The organism is Providencia sp. M-27 (assembly GCF_011077905.1).
Taxonomy (GTDB): domain Bacteria; phylum Pseudomonadota; class Gammaproteobacteria; order Enterobacterales; family Enterobacteriaceae; genus Providencia; species Providencia huaxiensis.
The window spans coordinates 1-17,121 of record NZ_JAALBT010000002.1; the positions used below are offsets into that span (position 1 = coordinate 1).

Annotated in this window: 14 protein-coding genes, 6 tRNA genes and 2 pseudogenes; 10 read left to right on the forward strand and 12 right to left on the reverse strand. The window is 39.9% G+C overall.

The window, feature by feature from the left end; translation table 11 throughout:
* The coding region (locus tag G6Q48_RS22150) for a hypothetical protein (protein ID WP_228516233.1) at positions 1–99 on the reverse strand (99 nt) is incomplete at its 3' end.
* A gap of 160 nt (positions 100–259) precedes the next feature.
* Positions 260–790: a fimbrial protein gene (locus G6Q48_RS03350; RefSeq protein WP_166264520.1), complete on the reverse strand. Its 531-nt coding sequence runs from the start codon at positions 788–790 to the stop codon at positions 260–262.
* Between the two features lie 837 nt (positions 791–1,627).
* Here G6Q48_RS03350 and G6Q48_RS23170 point away from each other — a divergent pair.
* Both G6Q48_RS23170 and G6Q48_RS03365 read left to right on the forward strand, forming a co-directional pair.
* Positions 1,628–2,113: pseudogene (locus G6Q48_RS23170) on the forward strand (Tn3 family transposase).
* Between the two features lie 793 nt (positions 2,114–2,906).
* Positions 2,907–3,875 (forward strand): fimbrial protein, encoded by a 969-nt coding sequence (locus G6Q48_RS03365; protein WP_102137569.1) that lies wholly within the window; start codon positions 2,907–2,909, stop codon positions 3,873–3,875.
* Between the two features lie 131 nt (positions 3,876–4,006).
* On the opposite strand, the gene crr is transcribed toward G6Q48_RS03365, so the two are convergent.
* The 5 genes from crr to cysZ all read right to left on the reverse strand — a co-directional run bounded on the left by crr (position 4,007) and on the right by cysZ (position 9,000).
* Entirely contained in the window at positions 4,007–4,516 is a 510-nt protein-coding gene (crr, locus tag G6Q48_RS03370) for a PTS glucose transporter subunit IIA (protein ID WP_004264878.1), read from the reverse strand.
* A gap of 48 nt (positions 4,517–4,564) precedes the next feature.
* A complete protein-coding gene (gene ptsI / locus G6Q48_RS03375; RefSeq protein ID WP_102137570.1) occupies positions 4,565–6,292 on the reverse strand; it encodes a phosphoenolpyruvate-protein phosphotransferase PtsI in 1,728 nt (575 codons plus the stop codon).
* A gap of 140 nt (positions 6,293–6,432) precedes the next feature.
* On the reverse strand, positions 6,433–6,690 hold the full coding sequence (ptsH, locus tag G6Q48_RS03380) for a phosphocarrier protein Hpr (RefSeq protein ID WP_004264876.1): 258 nt from the start codon (positions 6,688–6,690) through the stop codon (positions 6,433–6,435).
* A gap of 352 nt (positions 6,691–7,042) precedes the next feature.
* On the reverse strand, positions 7,043–7,996 hold the full coding sequence (gene cysK, locus G6Q48_RS03385) for a cysteine synthase A (protein ID WP_102137571.1): 954 nt from the start codon (positions 7,994–7,996) through the stop codon (positions 7,043–7,045).
* 239 nt (positions 7,997–8,235) lie between these two features.
* Entirely contained in the window at positions 8,236–9,000 is a 765-nt protein-coding gene (cysZ, locus tag G6Q48_RS03390; protein WP_166264524.1) for a sulfate transporter CysZ, read from the reverse strand.
* Positions 9,001–9,218: 218 nt separating this feature from the next.
* Here cysZ and zipA point away from each other — a divergent pair, with 218 nt between their 5' ends.
* The 4 genes from zipA to G6Q48_RS03410 all read left to right on the forward strand — a co-directional run bounded on the left by zipA (position 9,219) and on the right by G6Q48_RS03410 (position 14,054).
* Positions 9,219–10,220: a cell division protein ZipA gene (gene zipA / locus G6Q48_RS03395; protein WP_166264526.1), complete on the forward strand. Its 1,002-nt coding sequence runs from the start codon at positions 9,219–9,221 to the stop codon at positions 10,218–10,220.
* 57 nt (positions 10,221–10,277) lie between these two features.
* Complete coding sequence (gene ligA, locus G6Q48_RS03400) at positions 10,278–12,296, forward strand: NAD-dependent DNA ligase LigA (RefSeq protein ID WP_102137574.1); 2,019 nt, start codon at positions 10,278–10,280, stop codon at positions 12,294–12,296.
* A 276-nt stretch (positions 12,297–12,572) separates the two neighbouring features.
* Positions 12,573–13,757 (forward strand): NupC/NupG family nucleoside CNT transporter, encoded by a 1,185-nt coding sequence (locus G6Q48_RS03405; RefSeq protein WP_102137575.1) that lies wholly within the window; start codon positions 12,573–12,575, stop codon positions 13,755–13,757.
* Positions 13,758–13,838: 81 nt separating this feature from the next.
* A complete protein-coding gene (locus G6Q48_RS03410; RefSeq protein WP_004912576.1) occupies positions 13,839–14,054 on the forward strand; it encodes a DUF3820 family protein in 216 nt (71 codons plus the stop codon).
* Here G6Q48_RS03410 and G6Q48_RS22405 read toward each other — a convergent pair.
* The 5 genes and pseudogenes from G6Q48_RS22405 to gltX form a co-directional block, all read right to left on the reverse strand.
* Positions 14,051–14,176, reverse strand: coding sequence for a hypothetical protein (locus tag G6Q48_RS22405; RefSeq protein WP_256372922.1), 126 nt, complete (start codon positions 14,174–14,176; stop codon positions 14,051–14,053). The genes G6Q48_RS03410 and G6Q48_RS22405 overlap by 4 nt on opposite strands.
* Before the next feature lie 21 nt (positions 14,177–14,197).
* Positions 14,198–14,356: pseudogene (locus G6Q48_RS22160) on the reverse strand (MarR family transcriptional regulator); the annotation flags it as partial.
* Between the two features lie 136 nt (positions 14,357–14,492).
* Positions 14,493–14,568 (reverse strand) — tRNA-Ala (locus tag G6Q48_RS03420).
* A 42-nt stretch (positions 14,569–14,610) separates the two neighbouring features.
* Positions 14,611–14,686: transfer RNA gene (locus tag G6Q48_RS03425), tRNA-Ala, on the reverse strand.
* Between the two features lie 175 nt (positions 14,687–14,861).
* A complete protein-coding gene (gene gltX / locus G6Q48_RS03430; protein ID WP_166264528.1) occupies positions 14,862–16,283 on the reverse strand; it encodes a glutamate--tRNA ligase in 1,422 nt (473 codons plus the stop codon).
* 423 nt (positions 16,284–16,706) lie between these two features.
* Between gltX and G6Q48_RS03435 the strand changes: the two genes are divergently transcribed.
* From G6Q48_RS03435 to G6Q48_RS03450, 4 genes are all read left to right on the forward strand, one after another.
* Positions 16,707–16,782, forward strand: a tRNA-Val gene (locus G6Q48_RS03435).
* Between the two features lie 26 nt (positions 16,783–16,808).
* A tRNA-Val gene (locus tag G6Q48_RS03440) sits at positions 16,809–16,884 on the forward strand.
* A 37-nt stretch (positions 16,885–16,921) separates the two neighbouring features.
* Positions 16,922–16,997 (forward strand) — tRNA-Val (locus G6Q48_RS03445).
* Between the two features lie 37 nt (positions 16,998–17,034).
* Positions 17,035–17,110 (forward strand) — tRNA-Lys (locus G6Q48_RS03450).
* Positions 17,111–17,121: the final 11 nt, after the last annotated feature.

Here is a 17,121-nt window from a genome sequence, read left to right on the forward strand (position 1 = left end):
TAATGCGTGGCAAGCCAACGTTAAGCTGTTGAGTCGTTTTAAGTGTAATTCGGGGCAGAATTGGTAAAGAGAGTCGTGTAAAATATCGAGTTCGCACATTTTGTTGTCTGATTATTGATTTTTGGCGAAACCATTTGATCATATGACAAGATGTGTATCTACCTTAACTTAATGATTTTGATAAAAATCATTAGGGGATTCATCAGTACAAAGCTTTACACTAATCAGCGTAAAGCTTTGTTTAGGTATGATGGCTATCTTATTCGTAGCTTAATACATAGTTAGCGATAGAGTTGATGCTACCTGAACTTGCTGCACCAGTTGCTTCTGCTTGAGCAGATAAAATAATTGTGGTGTCAGACGCTTTCAGTGTTTGCTCTAAGGTATCACCTGGTTTAATGGCTTTACCTGCATTGTCTAAGAATGAAACTGCAACGTTATTTGCGCTACCTGTGCTTGACCATAAAGTTGCGTTAGTTGCATCAGGTTGGCCATTAAAAGTAATTTTTACTTTAGAATATGGTGTACCTGAAGCACTTGGGTCTAATTGGCAATCTTGTAATTTTAATTCAAATGTATTTAGTGGGCCTTTTTTACCTGCAGAACTTAAATTAGCAGCGGCAATACTACCTAATTGAACTTCTTTATTTACATCGGTCGGAGAAATTGTACATGCACCGCTATTTACTGTGCCTTTAAAAGTAATTTTACCTGAACCTGCATCCGCAGCCATTGCAGAAATAGAAGTTGTAGTTAACGCTAAGCATAATGCAATTAAAGTCTTATTCATTTTTGTTTACCTTATATTAAATAATTTAATTAAAAAAATTTATCTGTTGTGAAGAACGAAACAAATAATATCCATAAAATGAGTAATCAGATACCGCTAAAGTATGTATTTGCGCGGTAGAATGTAACGAAATATATTAATCTAACGTATTGAAATTAAAGGAAAGTATAAATTGAGATATTTATTGGTATTATTACCGGGGCCGCTTTAGGGTATTAAATGTAGTTTATTAATCCAATAAATTAGCAATGGAAAGGATTAAGCTCCAACATAGCCAATAAAAACAAATAAACGCGTCACCAGAGTATTTTGGTGATAAAATATTTTTTAAATAATCAAAAATCGAGTTTTTGAGATATTTATTTACATCCGTTTATGGGTTTGAAACGATTTTATCACGTTAAATCATTCATTAGCATGAAAGGAAGTGATCTAATTACTTGTTTTTTAATGTTATTTTAAATTTTCTTAAATGAAGGCGATATTCTATTATTTTTCACTTATTTTTATCCGATAAAGTAGACAAACTAAAATTAGTTATAAAACAATTGGTTAGTGTTTATTGTGTCTTAGAAAGATATTATGGTCTTAATTTGATAGAAAACGGGGCTTGAATGACTGATTTACCCAATAGAGCAGACTTTAGCTAATTTAGAGACAGATTTTAATACAAAGCTGAGTCATGTTAGCCTCAACATAAATTCAGATGTGAATGACTTTGTCAAAAAGTAGCCGCCGTCAAATCGGTTACAATGGGGTTTAGCCAGTAAAAAGTGGAAAACCAGTATTGATAATCCGATTTATAGGCAAATAAAGAATACTGGAATAATTGATATCATGAAGTTTGTGAACAATGAAACGGGGTTTTTGTCTGTTTTTAATTCAGTCTCATCCAGAAAAAACAGTTTAGAAGCCGATAATAATGATCTTCTTGCTTATATCTTTGGTAACAGCGCAAACTATGGTGTTCACCGAATAGCATCTGCATCAGACCGAAGTCTTAGCATATTACGTGATGTCAATGATATGTTTATTCGACCATAAACGAAAAATCGCCATTTGGAAGTGTGGATGGGCAAAAGCACACTTGCTGAATCAATACATTCAAAGCGTGTTCTTCAGACAAATACTTCAGACAAATACTTCAGAAAGGGAAAAGGCGTTTTCGCAATGACTCCTGTATCTAATCATGTCGCATTGGTAACGACAATCATTTCATCTAATGAGTATGAAGGTCATCGTATCTTTAATTTATTTATGTACTTTAGTATAAAGCACAATTATTTTAATTTTAAATATAGTATGAAACGAAAAATGGGCTAATTTATGGAGGTGCTATTTTTGCGGCATGCATAACATGATGACTTAAATATATATCATGTGCAGTGTTATTTGCTTTTTAAGGTACATGTTTTCTACCGTTATCCTACCTTAACTTCAGCGTGCCGAACGCTGGCCCATTCAACATGAATTGGCGTATAAATCTTAGTTGATTTCACATCACTGTGTACCCTCAATTGAGGATCTACGCCTAGCTTCTCAGGTGAATGCATAGCGAATGTCCTTATTTCTTGCTTTTTAAAATACACGGCATAGATAACTAGGATACTGTTTGTGCAAGATGATGAACTGCTGAGCTAATCAAGCGACTTCTTTATTGAGAACCGACAAACAACGTAAGGGTTAGCAGTATTATCTCTACTTTCCTCGATGATCAGTTTTAGCTCTCCGCCTATTGGAATAGCAGAGCGCGTAGTCTCTTTGTTTTTAATTTTTTGTCTATAGATATCTATAGATATATATACCCCAAAAACCCTATTTATTGGCACATTTATTTTAATTCATTATATTTAGTTACATACTATGGATGAAATTAATAATTTACTAATACTATTTTACTCACTAATTGAGTACCATTCGTGAAAATAACACATGCCCATTTAAAGTAGTAGAAAGGGGTGTATAAAACGCAGTCAATAGCTACGGGTTTACTGAATTTGAGGCGTGAGATGGATATCTAGTACGTACATTAGCATAGTCCAATGTTGAACATGTTGATTACATAGATATAAATGTGACTTTTAAAATTTTAGTATTAGCCCTGAGGAATAATTAAATGAAATCTCTTATGAGCAAAAAAATAGAAAATAAACTAAAACTAGGTGTGTTTGGCTCGTTACTGATGGCTTTTAGCACATTTTCTTATTCCGGTGTTAGCTGTACTCCTTTGGGGGCGTGGTACCCATTACCATTATTATCCATTGATATGAATACAATCCCAGGTACTGTTCCTGAAGGAACAAGATTAGGCTCAGGGTTTTCAGCGTTATCATGGCGATGTAATTTTTCTGGAACTGTAGCAGATAGAACTATCTGGTTTCATAGTCAAACACCCGGCTCAGTTAAAGCTCACCTTCTCTCTAGCGGAGTTAAAGTTTTTCAGTCATCTTATGTGGGGAAAGTTGAAATTACAGCACCGACTACTCCAGCATTAAATGTGGGATATTGGAAGGTAGGTACCGAAAACATATCATTGTGGCATAATTTTACTATAGAACGTGGAAAGGGGCCGTTAAAATCATTTGACACAGGTGATTTCATTCTTGGTTATCACACGGATGGAGTGGGGAATCGTATTGCTGATTATTACACTATCCGCCTTGTTGGCACATTAATTAATTATTGTCCAACACCGATTGTTACGATGAGTGACAAAGTAGTTGATTTTAAAGAGCTGACAACGGATCAATTTGAAAATAATAAAACAATAAAAGAAAATTTTAATTTAACGTTAACTCCAGTTTCAACTTGTGATGCTGCTTTAGAAGTTAGTGTTAAATTTCAAAGCAATAAAGGCGTAGTGAATAATAAATATATCGTTTTTGATAACGGTTTGCAGATGGCGATTACCGATAGAAGTTTGGGGCAAGAAATTAGTTTTGGTCAGGAGTATTATAAAGGTGTTATTACTAAGCAAAAGCCCGGTAATTATCAGTATTCAGCTGAGTTATCTAAAAAAAATAATGAGAATATTAAGCAGGGGCCATTTAGCAATACCGTAAATGTTTTATTTACATATAAGTAATAGAAATATAATTCTCAAATGTTGTTGATAAAAATAAAAAACCTAACCTGATTATCAAGTTTTAATCATCATGCTAAATGAAAAACCATCAGGCAAGACCTGATGGTTTAAACTAAATATTGGCACTTAAGCTATTTCTTAATACGCATGATGACAGTTTCACCGACTGTCACGGAGCCTGTCAGTTTGTTGAGCTCTTTGATTTCGTCCATATTAGAAATGACAACTGGCGTTAAAACAGATTTTGCTTTCTCTTCTAACAGTGCTAAATCAAACTCAATGATTAAATCACCTTTTTTCACCGTTTGGCCTTCTTCAGCGATGCGTTTAAAGCCTTCACCTTTAAGCTCAACGGTATCAATACCGAAGTGAACAAATAGTTCTATACCATCATCTGACTCAATAGAAAACGCATGGTTAGTTTCAAAAATCTTACCAATTGTGCCGTCTACAGGGGCAACGATTTTGTTACCTGCGGGTTTAATCGCAATACCATCACCCACAATTTTTTCTGCGAACACAACGTCTGGAACATCTTCAATATTGACAATTTCACCGGATAAAGGTGCGATAATTTCAATACTGCCACTGCTACTTTTGTCTTCCGAAACGAGTGATTTCAGTTTATCAAACAGACCCATGGACCTTCTCCTAATCGTTTTATATGGGACCGAACTAATGTGCTGTTCCTAGCATAACGTTTTTTCTTGGATAAAGGTATCTACAAGTTTCATCAATTCATCCGCTGTTGGTTGAGCAAGTGCTTGTTCAGCCAACGCTTGAGTATCAGCAAAGCTCGCATTGCGAATTAACTTTTTGATACGTGGAATTGAAATTGCGCTCATACTAAATTCATCCAGCCCCATGCCAAGTAGCAATAAGGTTGCACGCTCATCTCCTGCTAACTCCCCACACATCCCAGTCCATTTACCTTCAGCGTGTGATGCATCGATCACTTGCTTAATTAAGTTTAGGACAGCAGGTGACATCGGGTTGTAAAGATGAGAAATCAGTTCATTACCACGGTCGACCGCTAAAGTGTATTGAGTGAGATCGTTCGTCCCAATACTAAAGAAATCAACTTCTTTTGCCAAGTGGCGAGCAATCACAGCAGCGGCTGGTGTTTCAACCATCACACCGACTTCAATTGACTCGTCAAAAGCCTTACCTTCCTCACGTAACTGAGCTTTTAGCATTTCTAGCTCTGCTTTTAGTTCACGAACTTCTTCAACGGAAATGACCATTGGGAACATAATACGCAGTTTACCAAATTTAGAGGCTCTTAAAATAGCTCTTAACTGTGAGTGTAAGATTTCTTTGCGATCAAGACAAATACGAATTGCACGCCAGCCGAGGAATGGGTTCTCTTCTTTCGGTAAATTCATATATGGCAGGTCTTTATCACCGCCTATATCCATTGTGCGGACAATAACGGCTTGGCTGCCCATTGCTTCTGCAACTGCTTTATAAGCTTGAAATTGCTCTTCTTCAGTAGGAAGAGAGTCTCTATCCATAAATAAAAATTCAGTGCGGTAAAGGCCAACGCCTTCTGCGCCATTGCGTTCAGCACCAGCGACATCTCGTACGGTACCAATGTTGGCACAAACTTCAACTTGATGACCATCAAGGGTGATAGCAGGCAAATCTTTTAATTTTGCGAGCTCTTCTTTTTCTTGTAGGTATTCATCACGGAAGGCTTTGAGTTTGTCGATTTCTGCTTCAGATGGGTTCAGGTGGATAGTGTTGTTAACACCATCTAATACAATGAAATCGCCATTTTTAATTTTGCGGGTGGCATCACTAGTTCCGACAATGGCTGGTAACTCAAGGGAACGTGCCATAATCGAGGTATGTGATGTACGGCCACCTAAATCAGTAATAAACCCTAATACTTTATCTAAATTCAGCTGTGCGGTTTCTGAAGGGGTTAAATCAGCCGCCACTAAAATAACTTCTTCGCTGATTGCACTTAAATCAACGATAGGAATATTTAAGATGTTTTTTAATAAACGCTTACCGATATCACGTACGTCAGCGGCACGCTCTTTAAGGTATTCATCATCAAGAGATTCAAGGGCTTGAGCTTGATCTTCAATAACAGAATACGCAGCTGCATCAGCTGTTTTTTTGTCGCCTTTGATTAAAGTGACAATTTCTTGCTCCAGCTCTTCATCTTCCAGCAGCATTATATGACCTTCAAAAATCTCAGCTTTTTCAGCTCCAAGATTTTTTTCGGCTTTTTCTTTAATCAAATTGAGTTGTTCGGCTGACTTGTTTCGTCCCTCAATAAAGCGAGCGATTTCTTTATCAACCTGATCGTCAGCGATTTTTTTTGTGCTAACAACGATAGGATCTTCTTTGAGGATTAAAGCTTGACCAAAAGCAAAACCCGGGGATACTAAAATTCCTGAAATCATAATATTACCTTACTGCTGCTAGTGCTGGGAGTTCTGATGTTGCAGAGACGACAATGAATATAGCCGATTATACAAATGTCCCCGAATGACATCACTCAGGGACATTGAATGAAATCAGTAAATGCTATTTTCGTGCGAAATTATTCTAATTCGCCCATCAGTTTAACTAAATGCTCAACGGCTTCTTTTTCGTCTTCGCCTTCAGCAGAAATTGTTACTACTGTGCCTTGTGTTAGGCCTAAGGTTTGTAATTTAAACAAACTTTTTGCGCTAGCGGATTTGCCGCCAGAGATTAAAGAAATATCAGAAGAGAATGCTTTTGCTTCTTTTACAAATTGAGCTGCAGGACGAGTATGTAGACCATTTGGTGCCGTAATAGTAACTTCTTGCTGAAACATAGTATTTCCTCAATAACTTTCGTTTTTTTAATTACCCAGCCAATTGTAGATGAAATAGACTAGGTTTGCGTATAAGTTAGATTATTAACTTGAAAAAAGGTTTCCTACTTTGTGCGGTATCAACCCTTTTTCTATTTTTCTTGCGATCTCACCACTTTTTTCTCATTGGCAAATTATTTTACTCGCCCTAGAGGTTGGCTAAAAAGTGATTAATTTCGAGGTGCAAAATAATTACTATGTTTAATACTAAACCCCGAATTATAAATCATCTCCATCCGTGCTAAACTTTGATCCATGCCACAAAAAAAGCACCATTTAGGTGCTTTTTTAACGATATTGTAACGAAGTTATGTTACTCAGCGGAGATGTCAGCAAATAGGGCTGTAGACAAATAACGCTCACCTGAAGACGGTAAAATAACGACGATATTTTTACCTTTATAGGCAGGGTCTGCGGCAATTTGAGTGGCAGCAGCAATAGCCGCGCCTGATGAAATACCCGCCAGAATGCCTTCTTTTTCCATTAGTTCACGAGCAGTTTTGATGGCTTCGTCATCGCTGATTTGAATGACTTTATCGAGTAATTTTAAATCTAAGTTACCCGGAATAAACCCAGCTCCGATCCCTTGGATCTTATGTGGTCCTGGTTTAATTTCTTCACCTGCTAAGGCTTGTGTGATAACGGGTGAGGTTTCTGGCTCAACAGCTACGATAGTCACATCTTTGCCTTTGGTGTTTTTCAGGTACTTTGCAATCCCTGTAATTGTCCCACCTGTACCGACACCAGCAACCACAACGTCGACATTGCCGTCAGTATCTTCCCAAATTTCAGGCCCTGTGGTTTTTTCATGAATTTCAGGGTTTGCTGGATTATTAAACTGTTGAAGTAATAGGTATTTCTTAGGGTTGCTATTCACTATTTCTTCAGCTTTAGCTATCGCACCTTTCATACCTTTTGCCCCCTCGGTTAAAACGAGGTTGGCGCCCAGTGCTTTGAGCAGTTTACGACGTTCAATACTCATCGTTTCAGGCATGGTTAAGGTCAACTTATAACCTCTTGCCGCAGCGACATAGGCTAAAGCGATCCCTGTATTACCACTGGTTGGCTCAACTAATTCTTTGTCTTTGTTTAGGATACCTTTTTTCTCTGCGTCCCAAATCATGTTCGCACCAATACGGCACTTAACACTGAAGCTTGGGTTGCGAGATTCCACTTTTGCTAAAATATTGCCATTACCAAAATGCTTTAATCGGACAAGTGGGGTGTGGCCAATGGTCAACGAGTTATCATCATAAATTTTGCTCATGGGATATCCTTAAAAATCGGTTAGCCAGTAATGTAATCGGTATTAATTAAAAATAATGAGATGGATTCAACATACGTTAAGAACAGATTAATGCAAATATGATTTGAGAATAAGCTTATAACGAAATGTTATTTTAGAACTAATAATTCTAAAGAATGATTATAGTGTAACAAAAATAAGTCAATAAAAGAGCGCAGGCGGTAAACCTGCGCACTGATTAATAGACAATGATTAATAGATTAGTAGCGTGCGTAACGCTCACGATACCGGTCAACCCACATCAATGTTGCACCACAAACTGCAACAGGCATGATCACTAAGTTGACAAAAGGGACCATCATTAACAGGCTGATAACGCCACCAAATTGAACGTTTCTCATCCGTTCTTTGGCAAGTGCTTGCTTCATTTCGCCGAAGCCAACACGGTGGTTATCAAACGGGTAATCGCAATATTGGATTGACATCATCCAAGCACCAAATAAAAACCACAGTACGGGGGCGACGGTTTGGCCAATACCGGGTATGAAAAATAAGATCAGTAACCCAATAGCGCGAGGTAAGTAGTAACCGATTCGGACAAACTCGCGTTTTATCATGCGAGGAACATCTTTTAATAACTCCGCGACGCCAGTATCTGGCGACGGTTTACCTGTTAGCTCCACTTCGAGTTTTTCTGATAGCCAGCCGTTAAAAGGTGCCGCGATAATATTGGCTATCGTACTAAAAAAATAAGTAAACACGAGCAGTATTGAGATAACAGCGATTGGCCAAATAACATAATCGAGCCATTGTAGCCAGTCAGGAATGTAACCCATTACTTGGTCAATCCAGCCACCAAGCTTGGTATATAACCACCAAAATGCGCCGCCTAAGAATAAAATATTGGCTAATAGGGGCAAAATAACAAAACGTTTGATACCGGGACGAGTGATTAATCTCCAGCCTTGTGTAAAATAATAAAAACCAGAATGGTCTTTTTGTGTCGAAAATGTCGATTGGGTCATACTTCTTGTTCTCTCCTTTTCGGTTGACCATGTATCATATAGATATGAAATTAGGCTGACTAGCCATTATTCGCTTAAAAAAGCAGCAAATGAAAGCGGAATATTCTCTTTCTTGTAAGAAAATCGTTCTGGGGGTTGCACTTAGAGCAATTGAGAAATAATCTTAAGGTAGTTTCCGCCGTGTTGGCATTATCATTCATCAACTAGAGATAGCAGCGATGCAGGATTTGCGTCTGATATTAGTGGTCGTAGGTGCGATAGCGATTGTCGCTTTATTACTGCATGGTTTATGGACCAGCCGTAAAGAGCGCTCAAAGTTATTTCGCGACAGACCCGTAAAACGTAGAAAGAACGATATGCAAGAGAACTCATCAGAATATGATGATTCTGCATTATTTACTGAAAATCAACCTACTCAGCAGGCGCCTGTTCATCCGACTGCAACTGAGCCTGTATATCCGGTAAAAAATGAGTCTCCAGTTGAACCTAATATACAGCCACAGGTGTCGGTTGAACCTGACATTATTATGAATAGGGAGCCAGAGGCTAAACCGCCAGTTCATAATGAACCTACGCCGCATCAACGTACTGAACCTGTTCATGTACCTGAGCAACTCACCATTAACATGAGTGAGGAAATGGCAATAGAGCCTGAAATTCGTACTCAGTCGGTTACGGGTATTGCCGCTGAACCACATATTGATTCAACTAAATTAAGAGAAGAGCCTCAGCCGAGCACCTATGAACAAGAGACGCAGCATATTGAGAAGAAAGCTGAGCCGCAGGAAGCTCCTGCTACAACAAGTAGCAAGGAGACAGTTCTGGTACTTCACGTAGCCGCTCATCAAGGACAAGAACTGCAAGGTGAGTTATTACTGCAAAGTATTTTACAAGCTGGTTTCCAATTCGGGGAAATGAAAATATTCCACCGTCATGTAAATCCGTCGGGTACGGGACCAGTGCTGTTTAGCCTGGCTAACATGGTGAAACCGGGCTCATTTGACCCTGAGACAATGGCTGACTTTAGTACGCCAGGGGTTTCCATGTTTATGATGGTACCGTCTTATGGTGATGCAGGGCAAAATTTCAAACTGATGTTACAAGCCGCTCAACGTATCGCATCAGATGCGGGAGGCGTCGTTCTTGATGACGAACGCAAAATGCTGACACCTCAAAAAATAGAGGTGTATCATGCTCGAATTAGAAACACATTAAGTTAAATAAACATTAAACAAAGCCCCCATTAATTGGGGGTTTTTTATCTGTATGAGTGGATCATGACAACCAAACAAGAAATAGACGAATTAAAAAAACAGTTACGTCATCATGAATATCAATACCATGTATTAGATGCGCCTGAAATTCCAGACGTTGAATATGACAAGCTAATGCAACGTCTAAAAGAGATTGAGGCGCTGCATCCTGAACTTGTTACGAGTGATTCACCAACTCAACGTGTTGGTGCCGCACCATTAGCGGCGTTTGATACCGTACGCCATGAAATACCTATGTTATCGTTAGATAATGTTTTTGACGAAGAGAGTTACCTTGCGTTTGATAAGCGGGTAAGAGATCGTTTGAAAAACCATCAAGAGCTGACTTTCTGTTGTGAGCTTAAACTTGATGGACTCGCGGTAAGTTTGTTGTATGAAAACGGTGAGTTAGTACAAGCTGCGACTCGTGGTGATGGGACAGTCGGTGAAAATATTACCGCGAATGTTCGAACCATACGCGCTATCCCATTGCGTTTAACCGGCAGTAATATTCCAGATCGTGTTGAGATCCGCGGCGAAGTTTTCATGCCCCAAAAAGGGTTTGAAGCGCTGAATGAGCAAGCACGTAAAACAGATGGCAAAGTCTTTGCGAACCCACGTAATGCGGCTGCGGGTTCTCTGCGTCAATTAGACCCACGTATTACCGCCAAAAGGCCACTCACTTTTTATTGTTATGGTGTTGGGTTAGTGGAAGGTGGCACGTTACCAGATACACATTATGACCGTTTGATGCAATTCAAAGCATGGGGGTTACCAGTTAGTGATTATGTTCAATTACGAGTTGGTCATCAGGCCGTATTAGATTTTTACCATGAAATTGAGCAAGTTCGCCCTGATCTTGGCTTTGATATCGATGGGGTAGTCATTAAAGTTAACTCAATTGCGATTCAAGAAGAGTTAGGTTTTGTTTCTCGAGCACCTCGTTGGGCGACTGCGTTTAAATTTCCAGCTCAAGAGCAAGTTACACTATTAAAAGATGTGGAATTTCAAGTTGGGCGTACCGGTGCTATCACGCCAGTGGCGCGTTTAGAGCCCGTGCAAGTCGCGGGTGTGGTAGTCAGCAATGCGACGCTGCACAATGCAGATGAAATTGAACGTCTTGGTGTGCATATCGGTGATACGGTCATTATTCGTCGAGCAGGGGATGTTATTCCACAAATCGTCAGTGTTGTCGTTGATAAGCGCCCCGCGAATAGCCGTGAAATTGTTTTTCCAACTCATTGCCCTGTATGCGGCTCTGATATCGAACGAGTCGAAGGTGAAGCGGTAGCGCGCTGTACAGGTGGGCTGATTTGTGGGGCACAACGCAAAGAAGCGCTGAAGCATTTTGTCTCACGCCGAGCAATGGATGTCGATGGCATGGGCGATAAAATTATCGACCAGTTAGTTGAAAAAGAGTATGTCAAAACTCCAGCAGATTTGTACCAATTAAGTGCAGGCATTTTAACTGGCCTCGATAGAATGGGGCCGAAGTCGGCACAGAATCTGGTTGATGCACTCAATAAGTCTAAACAAACGACGTTGGCTCGCTTTATTTACGCTCTTGGAATTCGAGAGGTTGGTGAAGCCACAGCGGCAAATTTAGCGGCGCATTACACCACACTTGAAGCCGTGATGGCAGCAGATGAAGAGTCACTAAAAACGGTTCAAGATATTGGTCATGTGGTTGCGAAACATGTGGTTAATTTCTTTCATGAAGCCCATAACCAAGCAGTGATTGATGATTTAATCAATAAGGCGAACATTCATTGGCCAGAAGTAAAAGTTGTAAATAGTGCAGAAATCGACAGCCCATTTGCAGGTAAAACGGTGGTGCTAACAGGGTCAATGAGCGTATTGACGCGTGATGAAGCCAAAGACAAGTTAGTGGCTTTGGGCGCAAAAGTCTCAGGAAGCGTCTCGAAGAAAACAGATTTGGTCATTGCAGGGGAGGCCGCAGGTTCTAAATTAGCGAAAGCAAATGAACTTGGCATACGCGTTATCGATGAAAATGAATTGATTCGTTTGCTGAATATCCAATAGTGAACTATATTCAATTTGGCTTAGTTGCCTACAATCTCTGTAGGCAACAATTTTATACGCAGGTTGTTGTAAGTCTTAACTTAAATTCTCAGTAAAATTTCTGTGCAAAAAAAGCGAATGGTAGGAATTGTTATCGTTGAAACGTGATCGCCTTCTTCTTTTTGCAAAATACACCTAGTAAGCTTTCATATTAATGTGACGTCCGTCTCATTTAAATGTTACCTATTACATAGAATATGCACCATAGACTGATTCTTAAATTTGTTGGAGTCGCATATGACCTCGATCCTGCATTTCGTTTTATCTTTAGTTGTAATCGCAGCTCTTGCCATTTTAGCTAGTAGTAACCGTAGAGGGATCCGTCCTCGCTATGTTGTTCAACTGCTCGTTATTCAAATTGCATTAGCGTATTTGTTCTTGAAATCGAATATTGGCGAATCTTTTGTTCTTGGTGTGGCAGGGGTATTTACCCACTTGCTAGGCTATGCAGCAGAAGGAACCAAATTTATTTTTGGTGGTATGATTGAAGGGAACTTAGCGTTCTTCTTCTTACAAGTGTTATGCCCAATCATCTTTATTTCTGCGTTGATCGGGATCTTACAGCACATCAAAATTCTTCCTATCGTGATCCGTATTATCGGTACCGTATTATCGAAAGTGAACGGTATGGGTAAGTTGGAATCTTTTAACGCAGTCAGTTCATTGTTATTGGGTCAGTCAGAAAACTTTATCGCGTATAAAGACCAATTGAACCGGATGTCAGACCGCAGAATGTACACCATGGCAGCAACAGCTATGTCAACGGTATCTATGTCTATCGTTGGGGCATATATGACCATGTTAGAGCCACGTTTCGTGGTCGCTGCATTGGTTCTGAATATGTTTGGTACTTTCGTCGTACTGTCACTGATTAACCCTTACCCACCGGAAGGTGAAGAAGATATTCAAATGAGCAACCTGCACGAAGGGCAAAGCTTCTTTGAAATGTTAGGTGAATATATTCTTGCAGGGTTTAAAGTAGCGATTATCGTTTCAGCGATGTTGATTGGTTTTATTGCTCTTATTGCGATGATTAACGGTATTTTCTCAGCTGTATTCGGTATCGACTTCCAAACTATGTTAGGTTACGTGTTCTATCCGTTTGCATGGATGCTCGGTATTCCTGCTGATGAAGCCTTACAGGTTGGCGGAATTATGGCAGTGAAAATGGTCACGAATGAATTCGTTGCGATGGATGGTTTACAAGCGATTGCTGGTGGGTTATCTGAGCGTTCTGTTGGTATCTTATCGGTATTCTTAGTGTCTTTCGCTAACTTCTCATCCATTGGTATTATTGCGGGTGCAATTAAAGGCTTAGATGAGAAACAAGGTAATACTGTGGCTCGCTTCGGTTTAAAATTACTGTACGGTTCAACCTTAGTTAGCTTCTTATCTGCAGCGGTCGTTGGGTTAGTTTTGTAATCCATTAAAACATGCTAGATTACGAAACGGCGTTCAAATGAGCGCCGTTTTTTTATGCTTTGATACGAAAGAGAAATCACAATGGAAAAACAAGACCTCATTGATATGGCCAATACGTATATGCCATTTGGTAAATATAAAGGGTGCGTATTAATTGATTTACCTGAAGAATATTTATTATGGTTCTATAAGAAAGGAGAGTTCCCTGCTGGACGTTTAGGGCAATTAATGGAGATGACCCTAGGACTAAAAATAGAAGGCTTAGAAGGGCTGGTAAAACCTTTAAAACGGGGTTAATCGTGGCCTAGTGCGTGAGTAATTTTCTGACTTAAAGTAATAAATAGTTTCTGTTCTTGGGGGGTTAATGCTGCTTTGACCTTAGCTGCATTTTCAGCACGCCCTGTAGCTGCACGCTGCAAAAAATGATGCCCTTTGTCGGTTAAACGGGTGATCAGCTCCCGTCTATCTTCTTCAGATTGATATTGCTCGACAAATTCATAAGATTTCAGAACTCGAAGAAACTTCGATAAATTTTGGCGAGAGAGCCCAAGTGATTGGCTTAACTGGCTTGGTGTTAAATCCCCTTTTAGTCTCAGTATTTTTGCACACCTTCAAATGAATTTGGCATGATATCTATTCTTTCTAATAGTGCTAATGCAGCATAATAAGCTGATAAGAATAGAAAATATTATAAATTAGATAACAGACTGAAAATGAAATTTAACTGAAAGGATTTGGTGGAGCTAAGCGGGATCGAACCGCTGACCTCTTGCATGCCATGCAAGCGCTCTCCCAGCTGAGCTATAGCCCCAATCGAAATGTTTTGTATTGTGCCACCTAACAGGGAATTAGATGGTGGAGCTAAGCGGGATCGAACCGCTGACCTCTTGCATGCCATGCAAGCGCTCTCCCAGCTGAGCTATAGCCCCAAACAAAATCTTTTGGACGGGATGCATCATATTCAAGCTAAGTTAGAGTGTCAATAAAATAATCGGGTTTTAGGTTTAATTGCTGAAATATAGAACATTTTGCAGTCAGCTGAGTGGGGAAGGGAGATTGAGGCAGAGAATTGGCCCCCAATAAATTGGAGGCCAATAATTAAAATTATTGAGCAGAAGCTTCACGTTCAGCAATAAACGCTAAGGCTTTTTCAATACGAGCGATAGAACGAGCTTGGCCGATAGCGTGAACAGTGACATCTAGGCCTGGAGATTGGCCAGCACCTGTCACAGCGACACGTAAAGGCATACCCACTTTACCCATGCCCACTTCTAACTCAGCTGCTGTCGCTTCAATAACTTGGTGAACATTTTCAGCCGTCCAATCAGTGATCGCAGCTAACTTAACTTTTACCACTTCTAATGGCTGGCGAGCGACTGGGCGCAAATGTTTCTTAGCAGCATCTGCATCAAACTCGTCAAAATCTTGGTAGAAATAGTGGCAAGATTCGGCCATTTCTTTCAATGTTTTGCAACGTTCACCCAGTAATTTGATTAGATCAACTAATTGAGGCCCTGTGCTGGTATCAATATTCTGTTGTTCGATGTGCCATACAAGATAGGTTGCAACTTCTTCTGCTGGTAATGTATTGATATAATGATGGTTTAACCATTGTAGTTTTTCAGTGTTAAACGCGCTTGCTGATTTACTGATAGCATCAAGGCTGAAATATTCTTTCATTTCATCAACAGTGAAAATCTCTTGGTCGCCATGAGACCAACCTAAACGCACTAAATAGTTAAGAAGTGCTTGCGGCAAGTAACCATCATCACGATATTGCATAACGCTAACAGCACCATGGCGTTTTGACAGTTTTTTACCGTCATCACCTAGGATCATCGAAACGTGAGCATACACAGGCACTGGTGCCCCTAATGCTTTTAGAATGTTGATTTGGCGAGGCGTGTTGTTGATATGGTCTTCACCACGGATAACGTGGGTAATTTCCATATCCCAGTCATCAATAACCACACAGAAGTTATAAGTTGGTGAACCATCAGTACGACGAATAATTAAATCGTCCAGCTCTTGGTTACTAAATTCAATTGGCCCACGAATTTTGTCGTCAAAAATAACGGAACCTTCTTGTGGGTTACGGAAACGAACAACGTGTGGCTCATCAGGTGTATGGTTGTGGGCATGGTCACGGCAGCAGCCATCATAACGAGGCTTTTCGTTATTTGCCATTTGCTCTTCACGCAAAGCTTCTAAGCGCTCTTTCGAACAATAACAACGATAAGCGGTACCTGCATCTAACATTTGGTCAATGACATCATTATAACGGTCAAAGCGTTTAGTCTGATAGTACGGGCCTTCATCCCAATTTAAATTCAACCAGTTCATACCGTCCATAATGGCATCGATAGCTTCCTGAGTTGAGCGTTCTAAGTCAGTATCTTCAATACGCAGGACAAATTCGCCCTGATTGTGGCGACTAAATAACCAGGAATACAGAGCGGTACGTGCACCACCAACGTGTAAATAGCCAGTTGGGCTTGGCGCAAAACGGGTTTTGATTTTACTCATCGAGATTGCCTTAATTGCAAAACATGTTTTTGAAGCGCTTATCTGTTTACTGTTTAGAAGACTAAAAACAGGCACAATTGACTTGATGGCGAGTTTGATGTTCTAAGCAGTGAAATGTCTAAGCATTGCTAAAATGTATATCTATTCTATCATCCTACAATGATTCCTCAATCAAGTTATCAGAATAGAAGGCAAGAAATTAGTTTGTTTCGCCAAATTTGACATAAATAAATACGCTTTAAAAATAGTTTATGTTTTTTTCTTAAAAGAATAACGAGAAAATGATAGGTAATTGATTAAAAAGGCGGCTTTTCTGGCGAATATTGAAACATCTTGATTATTTTTGCAACGAACGAAAAAAATCTATTGAAAAAGCGTTGACTCAGAACTCAGTATCCCTATAATGCACCTCCATCGACGACGGGGCGATTAGCTCAGTTGGTAGAGCACCTCCCTTACAAGGAGGGGGTCAGTGGTTCGAGCCCGCTATCGCCCACCACCGTTGACGATGAATGATAAATAATTGGGCGATTAGCTCAGTTGGTAGAGCACCTCCCTTACAAGGAGGGGGTCAGTGGTTCGAGCCCGCTATCGCCCACCAATTATTTATTACAATGTGGTAGTATAAGTCATGAAGTGGGCGATTAGCTCAGTTGGTAGAGCACCTCCCTTACAAGGAGGGGGTCAGTGGTACGAGCCCGCTATCGCCCACCACTTCATTCATTACTCGCATTAAAACACAAATTTAGATGGGTCGTTAGCTCAGTCGGTAGAGCAGTTGACTTTTAATCAATTGGTCGCAGGTTCGAATCCTGCACGACCCACCATCTAAAGCCTC